Source organism: Gilliamella sp. W8145 (assembly GCF_016101145.1).
GTDB classification, from domain to species: domain Bacteria; phylum Pseudomonadota; class Gammaproteobacteria; order Enterobacterales; family Orbaceae; genus Gilliamella; species Gilliamella apis_A.
This window is the reverse complement of record NZ_JACFRC010000003.1, coordinates 92829-112075: the sequence shown is the minus strand read 5'-3', so window position 1 is coordinate 112075 and position 19247 is coordinate 92829. Positions and strand designations below refer to the sequence as shown.

The 19247-nt window shown below is 32.1% G+C and carries 16 protein-coding genes; 7 read left to right on the top strand and 9 right to left on the bottom strand.

All coding sequences use genetic code 11. The features are described from left to right. The first annotated feature begins 616 nt into the window (after positions 1–616). Complete coding sequence (locus tag H3T80_RS09535) at positions 617–2431, top strand: hypothetical protein (protein ID WP_198201534.1); 1815 nt, start codon at positions 617–619, stop codon at positions 2429–2431. 402 nt (positions 2432–2833) lie between these two features. Here H3T80_RS09535 and H3T80_RS09530 read toward each other — a convergent pair whose 3' ends face one another. From H3T80_RS09530 to H3T80_RS09505, 6 genes are all read right to left on the bottom strand, one after another. Beyond that, the gene (locus H3T80_RS09530; protein WP_198201533.1) at positions 2834–3769 is read right to left on the bottom strand and encodes a hypothetical protein; all 936 of its coding nucleotides are present in this window, start codon (positions 3767–3769) and stop codon (positions 2834–2836) included. A 15-nt stretch (positions 3770–3784) separates the two neighbouring features. Further along, positions 3785–4816 carry an Eco57I restriction-modification methylase domain-containing protein gene (locus tag H3T80_RS09525; RefSeq protein WP_198201532.1) on the bottom strand — a complete coding sequence of 344 codons (1032 nt, stop codon included), beginning with the start codon at positions 4814–4816 and terminating at the stop codon, positions 3785–3787. Further along, positions 4816–5763: a hypothetical protein gene (locus H3T80_RS09520; RefSeq protein WP_198201531.1), complete on the bottom strand. Its 948-nt coding sequence runs from the start codon at positions 5761–5763 to the stop codon at positions 4816–4818. The genes H3T80_RS09525 and H3T80_RS09520 overlap by 1 nt, the downstream gene beginning before the upstream one ends. Before the next feature lie 327 nt (positions 5764–6090). After that, positions 6091–6960, bottom strand: coding sequence for a fructokinase ScrK (scrK, locus tag H3T80_RS09515; protein ID WP_110448789.1), 870 nt, complete (start codon positions 6958–6960; stop codon positions 6091–6093). 114 nt (positions 6961–7074) lie between these two features. After that, on the bottom strand, positions 7075–8064 hold the full coding sequence (locus H3T80_RS09510) for a DUF4432 family protein (RefSeq protein WP_198201529.1): 990 nt from the start codon (positions 8062–8064) through the stop codon (positions 7075–7077). Between the two features lie 17 nt (positions 8065–8081). Continuing rightward, positions 8082–8846 (bottom strand): DeoR/GlpR family DNA-binding transcription regulator, encoded by a 765-nt coding sequence (locus H3T80_RS09505; RefSeq protein ID WP_181414714.1) that lies wholly within the window; start codon positions 8844–8846, stop codon positions 8082–8084. Positions 8847–9029: 183 nt separating this feature from the next. On the opposite strand from H3T80_RS09505, the gene H3T80_RS09500 reads away from it, so the two are divergent. The 5 genes from H3T80_RS09500 (at position 9030) to H3T80_RS09480 (ending at position 12599) form a co-directional block, all read left to right on the top strand. Next, positions 9030–9902 carry a ketose-bisphosphate aldolase gene (locus H3T80_RS09500; RefSeq protein WP_198201528.1) on the top strand — a complete coding sequence of 291 codons (873 nt, stop codon included), beginning with the start codon at positions 9030–9032 and terminating at the stop codon, positions 9900–9902. A gap of 126 nt (positions 9903–10028) precedes the next feature. Beyond that, a complete protein-coding gene (locus H3T80_RS09495) occupies positions 10029–10484 on the top strand; it encodes a PTS sugar transporter subunit IIA (protein ID WP_110448793.1) in 456 nt (151 codons plus the stop codon). Between the two features lie 47 nt (positions 10485–10531). After that, on the top strand, positions 10532–10843 hold the full coding sequence (locus H3T80_RS09490; RefSeq protein WP_086364192.1) for a PTS fructose transporter subunit IIB: 312 nt from the start codon (positions 10532–10534) through the stop codon (positions 10841–10843). Between the two features lie 20 nt (positions 10844–10863). Beyond that, positions 10864–11958, top strand: coding sequence for a PTS fructose transporter subunit IIC (locus H3T80_RS09485; protein WP_086364193.1), 1095 nt, complete (start codon positions 10864–10866; stop codon positions 11956–11958). A 98-nt stretch (positions 11959–12056) separates the two neighbouring features. After that, entirely contained in the window at positions 12057–12599 is a 543-nt protein-coding gene (locus tag H3T80_RS09480) for a D-lyxose/D-mannose family sugar isomerase (RefSeq protein WP_110448794.1), read from the top strand. Between the two features lie 703 nt (positions 12600–13302). Here H3T80_RS09480 and H3T80_RS09475 read toward each other — a convergent pair. The 3 genes from H3T80_RS09475 to H3T80_RS09465 are packed head-to-tail and all read right to left on the bottom strand — an operon-like array spanning position 13303 to position 17463. Further along, positions 13303–14142 (bottom strand): PRD domain-containing protein, encoded by an 840-nt coding sequence (locus H3T80_RS09475; RefSeq protein ID WP_198201527.1) that lies wholly within the window; start codon positions 14140–14142, stop codon positions 13303–13305. Positions 14143–14147: 5 nt separating this feature from the next. Then, entirely contained in the window at positions 14148–15569 is a 1422-nt protein-coding gene (locus tag H3T80_RS09470; RefSeq protein ID WP_198201526.1) for a glycoside hydrolase family 1 protein, read from the bottom strand. Beyond that, on the bottom strand, positions 15559–17463 hold the full coding sequence (locus tag H3T80_RS09465) for a beta-glucoside-specific PTS transporter subunit IIABC (RefSeq protein ID WP_198201525.1): 1905 nt from the start codon (positions 17461–17463) through the stop codon (positions 15559–15561). Before H3T80_RS09465 ends, H3T80_RS09470 begins: the two co-directional genes overlap by 11 nt. 498 nt (positions 17464–17961) lie before the next feature. On the opposite strand from H3T80_RS09465, the gene H3T80_RS09460 reads away from it, so the two are divergent. Further along, complete coding sequence (locus H3T80_RS09460) at positions 17962–19242, top strand: MFS transporter (protein ID WP_198201524.1); 1281 nt, start codon at positions 17962–17964, stop codon at positions 19240–19242. Positions 19243–19247: the final 5 nt, after the last annotated feature.

Below are 19247 nucleotides of genomic sequence, written 5' to 3'. Positions count from 1 at the left end.
TTCGATAATGACGTGTATCCATAAAATAGCTTCAAAGCCTTTATTTGTAATGCTTAAGAGAAATTGCTTAGGTTTTATTATTTTGAATACTAAAAAATACCAAATAATTACAACAAAAATTTATCAATTGATTGAAAACAACAAGCTAGATGAATCTCTATGCATATTTTGAATCAAATCGTTCATATGGATTCAAAATATCAATATCAAAATAACCATTTACATCTAATATTATTTCAGCACGGATAAGAAACATCAGATGAATAATAACAAAAAGGTTTGATAGCTATAGCAACAATAGCGTTGAGACTGGAGCAACTAAAAAAGAAATATCTTCATATTATTCAATCTAGATATATCCAATTCCATAACTAAAAACAGCTCATCTTTTAATAGAACATAATTACATTGCATTTGAATTGACAAGTAAGAAGGAATGCACTTTCTTGTCTTGATCACAATTAACGATACCTATGCAAAAAAACAAATAAATTATTATGTATAGTTTAAATAATTATATTATTGAAAATAATTAACCAACTAATTATAATTTATATATTATTTTTGAAAATAAGATAAATAAGATTTATTTTTCTTGTTAAGAGGGGGGAAACCCATGCTTGATAAGTTAGAGTTAACTAAAAATGCACAATTTTATAAGTTAAAAAACGGACCATTGCAATCTTCAATTAACGATTCAATCATTCGTGAAATTTTAGATACATCAAGTGCAAACATTGACCCCGAACAATCATATATATTGGATGATTTTAGAAAAGAAAAAAACCTAATTAATAACAATATAAAATATCAGTATTCAATTAGAATATTTCCAACAATTAGACCCGTTTATTTTATTCAAAATGAGCTAACTAAAAACGCATTAAAAGATCGAATATATGCATTTATTATTATTTTTGAATTTGATAGGTATATTGGTATAATTAAAAAAAGTTGTTCTAATATATCAGAAATACTTGAAAAAAATTTTGAGCTGATTAGTAGTACAGCAATTGCTGAAACTTTCAATGATTCCGATGTTTCTTTTCAAAGAATATCCCTCAGAAATATGACAGTATCGGATAAAGCGATAAGGCAACGTTCTTATGAAGCTCCAGATTTGAAAGGTACCTTTTCTACTCATGCAGCAGGAAGATCAATACCACTATTTTTGAAATTTAGACAGGGGTCAACCGTAAAAACTATCTCAGGTACTGGACGTTTAGTCGAGTCATCTAATAGGATTAATTTTGATAATGCTGCTCTCTGGATTTACAATCAACTTACTCTTATAAAAAATGGTGGAGGTAAAAAAGATTTTTTAGATACTTTCGCAAAACAGAAGAAACTTCATGAAGTACTTAAACAAACGAAGCCAAATGCAATTTTAATTGAAAGTTCATCTTTATATGACCAACTTATTGAAGATGGCATTAAAATTAAATATACAAACAGAAAAGGCATTGATGCTGAACTCAAATCAAAAGAATTGGATAGGTTAATTTGTCATCTTGAAAGAATTTATTCAATTGACTCAGAAGGAGATATACTCACTAAATTTGGTCGAGCATATATCAGGATTAACAGTAAAACTTTAACCTTCGATTCATCATTTTTGAGAGAACTGAAAGTAAATATATCTGGACGCGATGTCACATTACAAAGTTATATCATTAAAAATGGTTTTTATAGTATCACCTTTGATGACCCTAGATATATGTATTTTATTGGTAACTGTTTTCAAGATGATTCAGGGATTTCAGAAATAAACAGCATATTAGATATGTTAATACCTGTGAAAAATATGAATTCTATAACTAGCGAGAAGGGTAATTTTAGGAAAAATAGTGTTAGATTCTCAAAAAAATCAATTTTTGAGCTAGTGGAAAATAGACATAAACGTGATGATTATATTTTTTGTGATGATTTAGGCAATGAATGGGCTGATCATATAACTTTTAATAAAAGAGATTCCTGTATTAATTTTATCCATTCAAAATATAGTTCAGGTTCTGCACGCAATTCTGCTAGTAATTCTGCTAGTAAATTACACGATGTTATTGGCCAAGCAATAAAAAACTTAGGATATATGTATTTTAGTAAAACTGATTTCATAAAAAAATTCAATAAAAAATTTCGAAAAAAATATACCCCCCCTAAAAGTACTACCCAAATTAATAGATTAAGGAAGGGATATTATCAACCTATTGATTTATATTTAACAGATCTCTTAGGAGATTTTAAATTACATAGAAAATGTATCATAAGTTGTAATTTTATTTCCAAAAATAAAATTACAAATGAATTTGCAAAAATACAAAATGGAGAATCAGTTAAAGGACAGATCTCTCAAGTTTTATGGATATTATCTTCATTTTCACATGCGGTAAAAGAAGCAGGGGCAATTCCAATCATTTATTGTTCTGATTAAATTATATTAACGATTCAAAAAAGACCTTGAACATATGGTTGAATAAACAAATTTATCCTATAACAAATTCATGGTAAGATAATTTTAATTAGATAATGGCGTGTATCTATAAATATTGTTAACCAATTTAATCAGTTAAAACTTTATCAAGACGCTTATAATCTTGACGATAAGCATTGAGGTTTCTAACTGACTAAATAATCAACAATAGTGATTATTTAACACTATTAACTAAAAAGTTAAATCCAATAAGATTGTAGTGATATAAATAATAGGCAATATTGATGTATATGTAGTTACTTCTATTACTCTGTTTTCATTGTCGAGACGTTAAGGATTCAAGCGGTATCATAAGTAACATGACATCAAAATTTCAGGGATTTTGACTACAATTTGTTGTATTTACCACAGCCTTTTATCATCAAATAAGCGGTTAAAACTTGTTGTATTTGAGATTGGATAAGTGACATAAATCGCTTTGCTAGATTTTTTAGAAGCAAAGTTCATAATTTTAAGATTTTCATAAAACTGATACCCTAAAACATATCCCAATAGATAACCGATAAAAACTTTTTTGCCATCATCTGTTGTTACTTTGTCATTGATAAAAATTCTGGTGTATATATCTAAAGACGAATTTATTTCGGCATCGATTATTTCACTGTCTGATTTTTGTGACATAGAAGTGATATTATTTTTAATCCAAGCTAAATAATCGCAAGTGTTATGAATAATATCACCATTTTTTCTATTGAACTTAGGATATTTAAATAGATCTAGTTGTCTAAGACGATTAATTAATGCTTGATGAGAAGTATATTTTCGTAAATTACAACTTTTTGATAAATAGATATTATTAGGGATCTTTGATGACTTTATCTCTACCAAATAAACGTTATTTGCTCGGCAAAACTCAATAGTATCATCAGTTAACATGCCATAATGGCTGGCAAGAATTGTTTCCGTTATTTTTTGCTTAACAAGTGCGATATTGGGATTACTTTTTTCATAGATAAGACCATCAAAAGGAGCATGTTTTTTAAATAAATCAGTCCTAAATTGGTCATAAGCCGTATATGATAATTGTCTCATATTATCATTTTGACAATTTTGGTACTCAATCAAATCAATAAATAACTCCTCAACAATTTTCCCTTGTAGGGTATTTTTATCTATCTCTTTTTGATTTCTGTTTGGTTGCCAAGTATTTTGCGTGTTTTTAGCAATTTTATCTAAATTTAAGTTTAATTTTTCTAAATCATCCTGATAAGTAAAAATAACAATATTTTCATCAACATTAAAAAATTTAAATCGATTGGTTTCTATTATATTTACCATTGCAAAATTACTTAGTTAGTTCATGGGTTTAACCTTACTTTCAATAAAGTTAATTTCGTTTTCAGCTAAACTATATTTAATATAAAGTTGCTGATCGACATCTGAAATAGATCTACTCCAATCTATATCTGAATTTTTAGTAAAATTTTGCAGCGGAACTTTTGACCATGTGATCTTTGATTGATTATTCTGGGTTGTTTTCATAATACCTAGCATTGAACGAGCAAATTTTGACTTAATGTATTTAAGTAATGCTTCAGCTTCAAACTCAGTATCAAATTCTCCTAGACTGACAAATGTTTGGTTATGTCCGATTGCGGGAGATCCAACAACTGGTGTACTCAATATCTCTCCAAACGCCCCTGTTCCATTAGCACCTGGCACAAAAACTTTCCATTTATCTAAATTAGCATGATTAGCAATATATTTTCTTTTCAACCAATAATATATACGGGCACCTTTTGTGCGACCGTAGATTTGAATATAATCCTCGCCATCATCTGGCTTGGTGGTAAAAAATATTTCTGGATAGCGACTAAATACACTAGAGGCGACAGCTTTTGCATGAGCCTTATCCGTTCGGCCAATCAAATAAGGATTTTCAATAAACAAACAATCTGTAAATCGATAACTATCGGGGCTATACACAAAATTACTCATATTTTCTTTAGTTATTGATTTAACTTTATGAAATATAGATCGCAATTCCTTGAAAGGAATAAAAGTATCAATTTCACCAAAAATTTTATTTTTATCTCTAAAAATAATTACGATACCGCCTTTAATATCAACATTTGGGAAAACTTCATCACTTTTAGCATTGAAATATTCAATATTGATATGTTTGTCAGTCAGCATTTTCTGATTCCACTTTTTCGGTGTTGCCCCTTGATTTGCCAAGAATCGAGCCGGCGAAATCAACGTGTATTTACTTGCGACCTTTTCAGCTAAATCATAAAAATAATGATATATAGGAACAGCTTGATTATTTTCGCCGACATTCATATCTTGATAGGGAGGATTACCGACAACCACATCGAATTTCATTATCTATCTCCTTCGCCAAAAAAAATCATTTCCCCTATATCCCAATTCATAATTTTTACACGCTTACCGTGGTTTTTAAGCAATTGTTGTGCATTGTTTTCTTGACTAAAAGAAGTTAACTGATTGTCACACAATGAGGCTTGTTGTTCTGACAAAGGAATAATCTGTTGTAAAGCATCCATCTGGAATAAATTATAGCTAATCACTTCAGCCACATTTTTCAAAAATTCATATAATGGTTCTTCTTGCCACTTAGCAAAATAATAATCACAACATGTGTAAAATAAATTCTCGCGAGCTAATAAAAGCGAGTCGCCATTCCATTCAAAGCCATAACTGGCTTGATAAGCTTTGATAGCGAATCTTTGCCATTCTTTTTTATCATTTATTTCAGCATTGATACGTTTTAGTTTCCTATCAACAAAACCTACTCTTTTTTGCAGTGGTATCATTTGCCCAGAATTCATATCATAGCGAGTAACCATATACGGCGCTTCACCACATGATATTTCTAACCATTTTCGCTTAATATAAGTATCCAAATCATCATTAGCGTATTCTTTCTCAAGAATATCATTTTGTTTTTGCACAACCCAAATTGGTGTAAATACTTCCGCTTTTGATTTAGTTCGTTCTTTTTGCTGCTCTCGCGGTTTTAACGCGCGAGGCATGATGATTTTTGCCATGTTACCTGTGATTAACTCAGGTCTTATCTGAGCAGATGGTGAATAGGCTGTATGGTTATATTGGCTATAATTATCATTGGCCCAAATAATATTATTTATCTCATCAGCTGTAGATGTCGTTCTATCAATTAATAATATGTTGAATATTTCAGGCATTTGTTCTCTTATGTTGTTTTCTGAAATATCCGTAACCGGATAGTCACGATTCAATTGCTCATCCTTATATAACTTATTATTGGGATTAATTATTCTGTTTGGCATACAACTCGTTTCATCCAAAGATATAAATTTTAGATATGTTGATAATAGTTACAGTAATAGATCCTATAAATAAATCAGATTGTTGCTGTAATTTCCTCAAATGCTCCATGTTTTAGCATACAATATTTCATTTAAACTAAGTTTATAAATACTCAATTTAAGGATGCGTATAATTCACCAGTATAATCATTTAAAGCTAATTTATCTAATAACATTGCTTGTCGTGGCCTAGTGAAGGTGGATAATTAAAGGAGAAGATAACAATATTACTTAGTTGGTTGTTATTTCCGAAGAAATAACAACCTAATTATATATAATGCGAATAAATTAATTTTTAATTAATAAGTTTTTGGCGAGTAAAAAATTACCAATTGTTGCACTACCATTATTTTCAACTGACGGTGTTTTTATATATTTATCAATATTTTCAATGGTGACATAATTATTTAATAATCTTTTAAAATGCGTTTTTATTCGTTCTAGCATATGATTTTGGCTCATCACACCACCACCAACAATGACTAACTCAGGTCTAATCACTAAGGTCGCATTTAAAATAGCTTGGGCAATATAGTATGCTTGAATATCCCAAACATCTGAACTAGCATCTAATTCTTGGCCTTTTTTACCCGTTCTTGCTTCAATACTTGGCCCTGATGCTAGCCCTTCTAAACAATCACCATGTAATGGACAAACACCTTTAAAATTGACATCTAACGAATGTTTTTTTATTAATTGATGCCCCATTTCTGGGTGACCGACGCCACCTATAAATACGCCATTTTGAATAGCGCTTCCTCCAATTCCAGTGCCAATTGTGTAATAAACCAAATTATTACATGAGTTTAAATACATTTCACCATAAGCGCTTGAGTTAACATCCGTTGTAAAAAAGATAGGTATATTGAGTTCTTTCTGTATTGGTAAAACAATATTTACATTAGTCCAACCTTGTTTTGGAGTATTCAGTATGCATCCATACTGGTCACTAGAAATATCAAGATCTACCGGCCCAAAACTGCCTATTGCTAAAGCATCAACACTATTTTGTTTAAAAAACAGAATGACCTTTTTTATCGTTTCTGCATAAGTTGTGGTTGGAATAGTTTCGCTAATAATTATTTCATTATTTTCATTGCCAACAGCACAAATAAACTTTGTTCCTCCCGCCTCAACACTACCATATCGTTTCATTATTTATCTCCATTAAATATTATTCATTACAGTCAATTAGGGTTATCTGCTAACCAAATTGAAATGTAAATTTTTCATCCTAGTAATTATTAAAATGCCTTACAGTATTTTTGTTTATTATATATTACTTAAATCAAAATGCAGCGACGTCGTAAAACTCTCTAATGGTGCTAAAATCAATCCCCCCTCTGACTTATTCATTGGCCATCCTAAACCAGGTTCAATACCGAGAACATATTCATTTTGACCAAATTGATTCCACTGTGTCAGATAAGGGAGCTCAGTTGAGTCATATTGACAGTCCAGCGCAATACCAATAGTTTTATTTTCAACCCTAAAACGGCATTTTTTTTCTGATTTTGGCCGATGAAAATAGACCTGCTCATCGAAAATAGCTTGAGGCGGTAATACATCAAGAAAATGTGCTAATCCCTTATCGGCAACTTCATCTCGGGGTAACGTGGTTACTGTGGGTAGCTTTATTGTCGTATCTGGTGATAATAGTGGATAACCAAAGTTAATATGATATAAAAGTTGAATATTTTCATGCCTAAATGCTTGGTTAGTGATGGTGTCAGTGATAGTAAAAGATGAAGATTTTAATGAAGTTGTTATTGTTCTTTGTAATTGAATATTTTCAGAAAAAAATACAGCTTGACGTATTTTACCCTTTAACTGAATAATATAATCATCATCATTCCAAAATTCATTAATAGAAAAATTTTCTGTACGTAAATTAGAAAATGGGCCATGTAAACCATTAATAGTCGATGGAGGACCAATATGCGTTAATCCACAAGTAGTTAATAAACCACAATGAAAATTTTTTAAAAACTCATATCCACTATTATTCACGCTCTCTGGATTTCTGATCCCTACTTTTGATATTGGCGCAATGGGTATGCCTTTATAACGACATGCTGAAATATCCATTCCTCGATCAGGTAATACAGTAAAACTTAACCCTGCTGCGGTATTAACCTCACAAATACGAGAATTAAAACCAGGGCCATCATTTAAAATAGAACTCGTTGCCCCAGCAATTTGTTTAATATCACCAACATACTGTAGCAACTCTTTAGCGGTCATATTTTTAAACCAACTCATAATAGGCCCCTTTATCATCAAGCAGTTAGAACTTTTATCGACCTTTTATATCGCTCAATATCCTTTTTATCAACAGTTTGAGTTGTTATTAAATAATCCACTTCTTTTAATTGTGCGAAACTGGATTTTGAATCAATATTGAATTTGGTTGAGTCAATTAGCGCAATAGATTGTTGGCATTTAGCTAAAAATCTTTTTTTGTCGACAACTTCATTGTAATTATAATCAGAGAACCCGTTTTTTAGTGAAACACCTGATGCTGAAAAGAAAAACTTATCAATATTAAAAGCATTAATAACGCTATCATCAAAAGAGTTTTGTATGGTATTTGATTTTGGTTTTAAAACTCCGCCAATGATAATAACCGTCAAATTCGGGTTTTCTTTTAGCTTAACAGCAATATTGATACCCGTAGTAATAATAGTAATTTTAATATCAATATTGACTAATTTATTCGCAATTTCATTACTAGTTGAACTAGAATCAATCAGTATTGTATCTTTGTGTTTAATTAAAGATATAGCCAAACTAGCAATGCTCTGTTTTTCTTTTAGATTAAGTGCTTTTCTTTCATCATAAGGGGTTTGGTGTATAAATTTATTCGATAACACAATCCCACCATGCGTTCGCTCTATATCTGGATAATTTGCACAAATTATATCAATATCACTACGCACTGTAGGCATTGATACATCTAATAACTCTGCTAACTCTTTAACAGTAATCGATTTATTTTCTATTACTTTCTTTAAAATAATCTGTTGTCTTTCTTCAGCAAACATAATTAGCCACCTTATATTTTGATTTATCTGCATAATACACAAAAAACAAATTAAAATAAAACAAAAAAACAAATAACAAAAAGAAAATAAAAAAAATAATTGACACAAATAAGAAAAGATAAAATAATAAAAGAAAAAAAAGTAAAGGAAAGTATTAATAACAGCAAATTTAAGGAGCAGCTCATGTTAATCACTGGTAAAGAAATGCTAGATATAGCAAGAAAAAATAAATTTTCCGTCCCTGCGTTCAATGCTGGTAGCGGACAATTACTGACTGCCGTAATGGAAACAGCAGAACGTTTAAACGCACCATTTATGATGGCAATTCACCCCGATGAGCTTGCTTTCTTAAAAGACAGTTTTATCAGTCAAGTTATTTATGAATGTAACCACAGTAAAATCCCCGTTTGTATTCACTTAGATCATGGTGCCAACATGCAACAAGTTGCACATGCCATTCAATTAGGTTTCACATCAGTAATGATTGACAGTTCACATCAACCATTTGATGAAAATATTAGAATTACTAAAGAAGTCGTAAAATTAGCACATAGCGTTGGTGTGTCAGTGGAAGCAGAGTTAGGTACCATTGGCGATACTGGATCCACCGTAGAAGGGGGAGCAAGTGAAATTATTTACACCGATCCACTAAAAGCCAAAGAATTTGTTGAAGAAACAAAAATTGATTCTCTTGCTGTAGCCATTGGTACATCGCATGGTATTTATCCAAAACACTTAGTTCCTAAATTACGTTTAGATATTCTAGAAGAAATTTATAAGCTGGTCTCAATCCCATTAGTACTTCATGGGGGGTCTAGTAATGCTGATGATGAACTTGCCGCTTCGCTAGATTTAGGAATTGCCAAAATAAACATCTCTAGTGATATAAAAATCTGTTTTGCTAATAAATTACGCGAGATGTTAAATGGAGGCAATAACGAGATTAGAGAGCCTAATGTTTTATTCCCACCTTGCATGCTAGAAACGCAAAAAGTAGCAGAGCAAAAAATTAAATTATTTAAAGCAGATAATAAAGCATCATTATATTATCGATAAGTTTTAAGACTACATAAGAACAAATAGCTAAATGCTTGTTCATATTAATAAATGTAAGCTAAAAGCCGGTTAATTATCGACCGGCAACAAGCAACGGATTATTACATTTAATAAGAGGAAGAGTTTATGTCATTAAATAAAATTTTAGATGAACAAGTCATTGCCACAAATATTGATGCAAAAAATAAAAATGAAGCATTACTGATTTTATCAGAGAAACTACTTAATGCTGGCTATATTAATGATATTAATTCATTTCTGGAAGATATCTATTATAGAGAATCATTGGGAGCAACAGGTATAGGTAATTATATTGCAATTCCTCATGGTCAAAGCGATAGCGTACTACGAAATGGTATTGCTATCGGGAAATTCAACCAAGAAATTGAATGGGAAACTCTTGATGATAAAGGAGTTAAATTAATATTTTTATTTTCGGTCAGCGCTAATAATGACGGTGCTAATGAACATCTCATGTTGTTAGCACAACTAGCCGGTAAGCTTGGTAATGATGATGTTATTGATAGATTGTTAGAAGCAAATGATAGTCAGGAAATTAAACAAATTTTCACTAGTTACTAATAACAAATTTATCAACAAGGAATTGTAATAAAAATAGGACAAAGGCTATGAATATTATTGGAATCGCTGCCTGTACCGCAGGAATTGCACATACTTATATTGCAAAGGAAAAATTAATCACTGCCGCCAAAAATGCTGGGCATAACATACATATTGAAACTCAAGGTACGATAGGCGTGCAAGATGAAATTCCCGATGAGTTAATTGAAAGTGCTGATATTGTTATATTAGCTATTGATGTAAAAGTATCTGGAAGAGAACGATTTGCCAACAAAAAAATTATTGAGGTCCCCACAGAAATTGCCATAAAGTCCCCCAATAAATTAATTAAGAAGATCGAAGAAGCTATTTCTCAATAATCTTACAGGTGAGGTTGCACATGAAGATGTTCAAATTAATAGAGTTAAAGCGCCATGCTCTAACTGCTATATCATATTTAATACCCATTGTTGTCAGTGCTGGTTTTTGTCTCGCTATAGGTAGTTTATTTGGTGGGCAAGTAATGAATAGTTTCCATGATGATTTCCGATTAGTTGATGCGCTTTCAACTATGGGGGTTCTGGTTCTTGGAATGTTACCGGTTGTTATATCTACGGGTATATCTTATTCAATCGCTGATAAACCAGGTATTGCTCCCGGTTTTTTGACCGGACTAATTGCGATTAATATCGGCGCAGGCTTTATCGGTGGTTTTATCGGTGGCTATATTGCTGGTTATATTGCTTTACTTCTCAGAGAAAAAATTAAAGTACCACATTGGGCGGAAGGGCTAAGACCAGTTTTAATTATTCCTTTATTATCAGCGTTTGCCATGGGGCTCATAATGTACTACGTTGTCGGCACCCCAATTGCTGCATTCACTGAATTACTTATGGACTACTTAAAAAATCTTAATACGAGTGAAAAAATTGTATATGGATTAATTATTGGTGTTCTTTCAGGAATTGATTATGGTGGCCCAATCAATAAAACCGTGGTCATGTTTTTACTTTCATTAGGTCCAAATGGTTATGAACCAATGGCAGTTATGATTTTAGCCTCAATGGTAACGCCTTTTGGAATGACAATCGCTTACTTTATGCAAAAAATATTTTCTAAAAATATTTATACCAACAATGAAGTTGAAACATTAAAAGCAGCATTTCCAATGGGAGTCTGCCAAATCACAGAAGGTTGTTATCCGATTATCTTTAATGACTTACTCAGATGTTTAGTAGCAACTGGTGTCGGTGGTGCTGTTGGTGGTGCAATTAGTATGGCATGTGGTAGTGCTACACCAGCACCTGCTGGTGGGCTATTTGCAATGGTGACAATGGTCAATCCTATCCAATGGTTTATTGCCTTAATGGCTGGCTCACTTGCTACCGCAATTATATTATTTGTACTGAAAAAACGAGTCAATCTAGATGATAACAATGAACTCACTATTGATGACGAGAAAGATATTGACTTAGATTCAATCAAAATCAGCTAAGTCTATAAAAATTGGATGGTTATGGAGGTCATTATCGATTAAACCATAACCATCTAAATACTAAATATAGACTTAGTTTTAGTTATATGAGGTGTACTATGTTAGTTAGTGAAGATTATAAGAATAATGTCAAAGAGTTATATAAAAAATCTCAACTTATTCTAACTGAACAAGAGTTAAATAATATTGAGTTTGCTGATTTCGGTTTAAATAATATTGAAAATGAAGGTTTAAATTTAATTATTTATATTAATACTGACCGATATTGTGCCAAAGAAATGGTATTACTACCTAACCAAACCTGCCCTGAACATCGACATCCTGACATCAACAACAGCAGAGGAAAACAAGAAACATTTCGTTGTCGATGGGGTAAAGTATATTTATATGTTGAAGGTGAAAATAAGGGCAGTATATCTTGTACTTTACCACAGGGTGGTAATCAACAATACTATACTGCTCGCCAAGAGATTGAATTACTCCCCGGTGAGCAATATACCATCGACCCCAATATTAAACATTGGTTTAAAGCTGGGCCTGAAGGTGCTGTAATAAGTGAATTCTCATCAACCAGTTATGATGAATTTGATATTTTTACCAACCCAAATATCAATAGAGTTTGCCAAGACCAAATCACATAAGTGAAATGAACTTGTCATGATAATGACTTAAATTTTACCGTGCTATAAAGCAACCTAAGAACAACCATAATAAAGGGTTTATTTATCCTAATTATCCGTGAAAATAAGATTAAATAAACCCTATACACACCAGGTAACCAACAAATTAATAACATTAGCTACTAACTAAATCTGACTATAAACAATGACACTAAGCAATCAATCTAAAAACAAAAGACCAGCAATTCGCATTAAAAGTACTGCTGTATTAAAAAAATAACCGCCGATAAATCATATTAACAACATTGTATCTGTAAAATCTAATCAAGTTAAAACGTTATCCTCTTGGTAGCCTGTTTAAACTGTTTAAAAAACTTCTTTAATTATTATTCGAAAGGCAAATAGCTATTTATCCTTTGATAGTATTGAAAAACATTTTTAAAGCTACCTTCCAACAAATTTTCTTTGTCAGCTAATTGATGATCCAATATGTTTAGAACATAATAAAATTTGTTGGCTAGATATTAGTAGACTAAATCATCTTGATTGGGCTGAAGCTGATTTACCGATTGTTTCATATTTGCAGAATATTGAAACAGATCCAAATGAATAATTAACCATCGAATATTAAAAGCAAATGATAAAGTTACACAATTTGCAATAATCTTCTATTTTGGTATTAATTATCGATATAAACATCAATGCTGACTTTTGTTTGCTTGATTTAATGTACAATACGAATGATATGTAGTATTAAATAGAGGATTTCTTCATTTGAAATCGTGATATTGAGCTGATTAATTAAATATTTTTTAATGATATTTGCACATTTAAACTCATCTGGATATTGCCTAATCACCTGTTGAAAAACAAAATCATTATCAGATTGTAGCTGCTTCTGCTCAAAAATACGCTGAATAAAAAACTGCATATGAGTTAAAAAGCGTGAATAATGTAACGATTGTTTATCTATTCGAATTGCAAAATTAAATTGAATAATATTGAATATATCCTTCAACATTTTAACGGACAATAACGTATGCTGCATAGTTTGTTGATGTGATTGGCCGTTAACTAAATGAAAGGCTATGTTACCTGCTTCCTCCTCAGGTAAACTAATATTAAGACGTTGGTTTATATAGGTTATGCCATACTTTGCAACTTCAAACTCTTTAGGATAAAAGCTTTTCACTTCGTATAACAAGCGATTTTGAATAACCACTCCTGAATAATATCTTTCAATAGCATAATTGAGGTGATCTAATAAGGTAAAAAAGAGTGTTTCTCTAAAAGTCGTTTGTAATGTTTTGCTCGCATAGTCTAACAAAAATCTCGTTAACTCGATGTAATCATCAGGTAATGATTCAATTAAGTTAAGATAACCTTGAATATCTGTTATTTGTTGTAAAACAAAACATTTCTCAATCTGCTCAGCATCAAGCAGATCACCAACTTTAGCATTAAAACCGATCCCTTTTCCCATCAGGATCACCTCGTTATTATCACTATTTTTGGATAATACTAGGCTGTTATTTAAAATTTTATCAACTTTAAATGTTATCATAACGGTTACGTCAATTTATCCAACTGCCCATTAGCCTTAATTAATTTCTGATACCAAAAATAACTCTTTTTCTTGATACGTTTCATATCTTTTAAATCAAATTCGCCTCGATTAACATAGATAAAACCATAACGCTTACCATAACCTTGATGAGTACTTACCACATCAATAACAGACCATGGGCAGTAACCAATAAGTTCAACACCATCGGTGATAGCCAATTGCATTTGGGTTATATGTTGGCTAATAAAGTTGATGCGATAATCATCGTTAACAGTATTATCTGCATTAAGTTTATCTGGAGCACCAATGCCATTTTCCGTAATTAGAATTGGTAAATTGTAACGTTCATAAACTTTTCTTAAGGTTAATCTTAAACCAATAGGATCAATTACCCATCCATAAGCTGTTTTATCGACAAAAGGATTTTCCGCCGCTCGATAAACGCCCTGTTCACCCAGCATGATTTGTTGATCACCTGCTCTGGCTGATATATCGGAAGCATTTCCTTTACTGGCGGCAATTGTTGCTGTTGAATAATAATTCATGGCAATAAAATCAGGTTGAGCATTTTTTAATACAACGAGATCCTCTGCCAAAATTGTTGGGCAAAGCCCTCTATCCTGTAAATAACTTAAAAATAACGCATTATAGCGCCCCAAAATAGCGGTATCGAGGAAACTCCAACATCGAATAGTTTCCCAATTATGAGCAGCAATAGCATCTTCAGGTCGGCAAGTTTCAGCATACATTGAAGTAATATTTAATGCTGGCCCAATTTTAGCATTGGGACAAAGAGTGTGGCATAGCTGCATAGCTTTAGCCTGAGCGATAAACATATGGTGATTTTGTTGATAAAGTGTTTTCTTATCTGGTAATTTACCATTTTCAGGAACACCAATTGCACCTGGATGAAGAATCATGGTGTTTTGTTCATTAATTGTTAACCAATATTTAACTTTTTTACCAAAATTTCGAAATAAAACTTCAGTATATCGGACAAAAGCATCAATGGTTGATCGTTCACTCCATCCACCTTGTTTGTCCAATTTATAGGGTAAATCAAAATGATATAGAGTTACTATTGGTTCAATACCATAACGTTTAAGTTCATCAATTAAGTTATGATAAAAATCTAATCCTTGTTGATTAACGTCACCAATACCATCTGGAATAACACGCGTCCAAGCAATAGAAAAACGATAGGCTTTTAAGCCTAATTCGGCAAAAAGTCGTACATCTTCTTTATAATGATGATAGTGATCACTTGCTACTTTAAAATCGGCTACATCTTCAGGATGGCAATACATATCGACAATTGATGGAGATTTTCCATCTTCATCCCATGCCCCTTCAAACTGATAAGCCGATGTTGATCCTCCCCATAAAAAATTTTGAGGAAACGGTTTTAATGTTTTATAGAGCATGATTATCACCTTGATTTGATTTTTTAACTAATATCAGATCCTCACCGATTGTGACCATATTTTTCTTAATATTTTCAACAAAATACTCATCTGAATATAAAATAATTATTGGGGTAGTTGTCATATAACCAGCTTGATTGATAGCCGCTAAATCAAATTCAATTAACTCATCACCAACATTAACCCGCTGACCTTGTTCAACTTTAGCTGTAAAAAATTGGCCACCTAATTTAACGGTATCCAGTCCTATATGGATCAAAATTTCAATACCCTGATCACTTTTTATACCGATCGCATGTTTTGATTCAAGTAAACTGACAACCTTACCGCTAATTGGTGCAACAACTTTACCTTGATTAGGCTCAATGGCTATACCATCACCTATCAATTTTTTTGAAAAAACATCATCTTTTACTTCTGATAGAGGTATTACTTTTCCTGTTAAAGGACTACTTAAGATAACATTACTCAAATCAGCAGCAACAGAGTTATTTGTTGATGATAATGTTGAATCTGTATCAATAGTTTTAATCAAATCATCCTCATCAATTGGATCATCAAATCCCATAAACCATGTCAATACAAATGTTACAACTATCGCAATACAACATGTCACCAGAGCATGAACAATATTCATCGGATTATCACCTATAAATGCCGGTAAACCAGCTAATCCTGGCGATACAAAAGCATAACGTAATAATCCAGATACCCCTGCATAAACGCCAGCAACTCCACCACCTATCATTGAAGCAATTAATGGGCGTTTTAGCTTTAAGGTCACGCCATACAATGATGGTTCGGTAATACCTAATAATGCGGTGAAACCAGCAGAATACCCAAGTTGTTTTAGATTTTTATTTTTAGTTTTGATTGCTACACATAATGTAGCTGCACCTTGTGCTATATTTGAGGCTAGCATACCAGGGCCATTAATCATTTCAGAACCATTACGACTTAACTGTCCTGTTGCAATTGGAGTCATTGCCCAAGCTGTACCAGTGATAATTAAAAATGGCTGTAACCCGCCCATTAACATTGGAATTAACCAACTAGCTTTACTATTTATATAACCCGCCCCTTGTGCAACTAAATCATTTAGTAAGATGCCAAATGGACCAATAATGACTAATGCTAATGGCCCTGCTATCAATAGAATAAGCATTGGTTTGATAAAAAATTTTATCATTGATGGAGTCACTTTTTCAGCAAATCGCTCAATATAAGACATTGCCCATACAGTAATAATGATAGGTAATACAGAACCTGAATAATCGGCTAATTTAACCGGGATACCAATAAAAGAAACATCTTGACCCAACACCATTAATTTTCCTAAATTGGGATGTAACATTGCACCTGCAATAGTCATAGCTAAAATAGGATTACACGAAAATTTACTTGCAGCACCATATGCTAACAAAATAGGCATAAAGAAAAATGCCGCATCAGCCAACATGTCCAACAAATAATAGGTATGGCTATCTGGCGATAACACCCCCATTAACTTACATATAGCTAATAACGCTTTAATCATCCCCGCACCAGTTAATGCAGGAATTACAGGCGTAAATGAAGTGGATATAATGCCAATAATATATGAAAGTATTCCTTCTTTCTTTTTGCTTCTTACCTTGCCATGTTCTTGGTTAAATAAATTTTGACTAATAGCTTGATACACTTGTTGGACTTCGTTACCAATCACTACTTGGAACTGCCCCCCACTATCTACAATACTAATAACACCAGTCAATTTCATGATTGCATCACAATCAACGATATTTTTATCAAAAAGATCAAACCGTAAACGAGTTGCACAATGAGTCAAGGAATTAACATTATCTTTTCCCCCAACTAACCGCAAAATTTGTATTCCTAACTGTTGATAATCCATATATACACTCACTCTAAAAGATCCAAAAAAAAAGACCAAAACAAAAACTCACCTTCTAGATAAGTTTTTGTTTTGGTCCTGCCTGAATTAAATCAGTAACATGCCTTAATGGATCCGATAGTATATATAACTAATATTGATTTCAAATTAAAATTCAAGAAATGTGATCTATATCTTATTTTATACAACTTAAATAATTACATTGCTATACGTTAATTAACCGTGAACTTTAATATTTTTGCCAATTTTTAAGAAGCCTTCAATTTCAGCTTTGTGTAATCAATTAAGCTCTTTATTTAATAAAATAACCCAAATAATCCACTGTGAATAATCACTAATTATCTCTAAATAACAATATTATGATTCAAATTAGAACAATCATCTTTTTACATAATTTTTCTTATCTTATCAGATAACAAATTGTGATATTAATGGTTTTGTGTTAGTTTCTCTGTCTTTACAAATTTACATTAGTCATTGACTTAGCAAGGTCTAACTATGTCCAATTCATCTGCTAAAAAAGTTGCTTTTGCTGCTTTTATTGGTACTACCATTGAATGGTATGATTTTTATATCTATGCGTTAGCATCAGTCTTAATTTTTGGTCAACTTTTCTTTCCTTCTGATAATCAATTTGTGCAAGTTTTAGGGGCGTTTGCCTCATTTGCAGTTGGTTTTTTATCTCGACCATTAGGCGCAATAATTTTTGGCCATATTGGCGATCGATTAGGACGGAAAAAATCACTAATTATTACTTTGCTATTAATGGGCATTGCGACAACGTGTGTTGGTTTGTTACCCTCTTATCAACAAGCAGGCATCATCGCACCGATACTGTTAGTTGGATTACGTATTTTACAAGGTATTGCTGTCGGTGGTGAATGGGGTGGCGCAGTATTAATGGCTAATGAACATGCACCCAAAGGCTTAAAAAACTTTTTCTCATCGTTTGCTCAGTGGGGGAGTCCGGCAGGTAATATTCTCGCATTATTAGTTTTTTCTTATATCATTAGCTTGCCTACGGATAAACTTATAGATAGCGGTTATTGGCGCATCCCATTTTTAGTCAGTTTTGTTTTATTAATTGTTGGAATTATTGCCAGAATTACCTTAACCGAGTCACCCGTATTTATCGAATCAGCTAAAAAGCAAGCGAGCTTGAAACAAAAAGAGTCAGTGCCAATTATTGAGGTGTTTAAACGGGCAACGCCAATACTGGTATTAGCCATATGCGCCAATGTACTATCATTTAGTGGTATTTTTTCTAATACACTAATGATTGGTTATACAACAATGGCTCTAGGTGTTGAGAAGAAGATCATCGTTGATGCACTATTTTGGATTGCAATGGTACACTTTATTGCGCAACCATTTATCTCTTATTTTTCAGAAAAATTTTCAGCAACACGCTTTTTAATTATTTCAGCAATATTAGCGATGGCATCCGTATTTTTGTTATTCCCAATTATTCAAGCAGGAACAAAAACTAGCTTTATTATTGGTATTTCATTAAATGTACTTTGTTACAGTGGTTTCTATGGGGTAATAGCGGGTTATTTAAGCCGAATTTTCCCTGCTAGAATTCGCTATACCGGCTTATCCATGAGCTATCAAGGTTGCGCAGCTATTTTTGGTAGCCTTATTCCATTGATCGGGGGTTATATTATCTTTACCTACCAAACTTATTGGTTACCATTAGCGCTATTTTATTGTGGATTAGCAATGCTATCTATTATCAGCATCTATCTTTTAAGCCATTATCACTATTATGATGAATAAAAAGG

Coding starts and splice junctions, on each gene's coding strand:
- H3T80_RS09490 (WP_086364192.1), top strand. CDS start 10,532: ATGAATATTATTGGAATCGCTGCCTGTACCGCAGGAATTGCACATACT.
- H3T80_RS09475 (WP_198201527.1), bottom strand. CDS start 14,142: ATGATAACATTTAAAGTTGATAAAATTTTAAATAACAGCCTAGTATTA.
- H3T80_RS09510 (WP_198201529.1), bottom strand. CDS start 8,064: ATGAGTTGGTTTAAAAATATGACCGCTAAAGAGTTGCTACAGTATGTT.
- H3T80_RS09460 (WP_198201524.1), top strand. CDS start 17,962: ATGTCCAATTCATCTGCTAAAAAAGTTGCTTTTGCTGCTTTTATTGGT.
- H3T80_RS09505 (WP_181414714.1), bottom strand. CDS start 8,846: ATGTTTGCTGAAGAAAGACAACAGATTATTTTAAAGAAAGTAATAGAA.
- H3T80_RS09530 (WP_198201533.1), bottom strand. CDS start 3,769: ATGGTAAATATAATAGAAACCAATCGATTTAAATTTTTTAATGTTGAT.
- H3T80_RS09520 (WP_198201531.1), bottom strand. CDS start 5,763: ATGCCAAACAGAATAATTAATCCCAATAATAAGTTATATAAGGATGAG.
- H3T80_RS09480 (WP_110448794.1), top strand. CDS start 12,057: ATGTTAGTTAGTGAAGATTATAAGAATAATGTCAAAGAGTTATATAAA.
- H3T80_RS09470 (WP_198201526.1), bottom strand. CDS start 15,569: ATGCTCTATAAAACATTAAAACCGTTTCCTCAAAATTTTTTATGGGGA.
- H3T80_RS09465 (WP_198201525.1), bottom strand. CDS start 17,463: ATGGATTATCAACAGTTAGGAATACAAATTTTGCGGTTAGTTGGGGGA.
- H3T80_RS09495 (WP_110448793.1), top strand. CDS start 10,029: ATGTCATTAAATAAAATTTTAGATGAACAAGTCATTGCCACAAATATT.
- H3T80_RS09525 (WP_198201532.1), bottom strand. CDS start 4,816: ATGAAATTCGATGTGGTTGTCGGTAATCCTCCCTATCAAGATATGAAT.
- H3T80_RS09535 (WP_198201534.1), top strand. CDS start 617: ATGCTTGATAAGTTAGAGTTAACTAAAAATGCACAATTTTATAAGTTA.
- H3T80_RS09485 (WP_086364193.1), top strand. CDS start 10,864: ATGAAGATGTTCAAATTAATAGAGTTAAAGCGCCATGCTCTAACTGCT.
- H3T80_RS09500 (WP_198201528.1), top strand. CDS start 9,030: ATGTTAATCACTGGTAAAGAAATGCTAGATATAGCAAGAAAAAATAAA.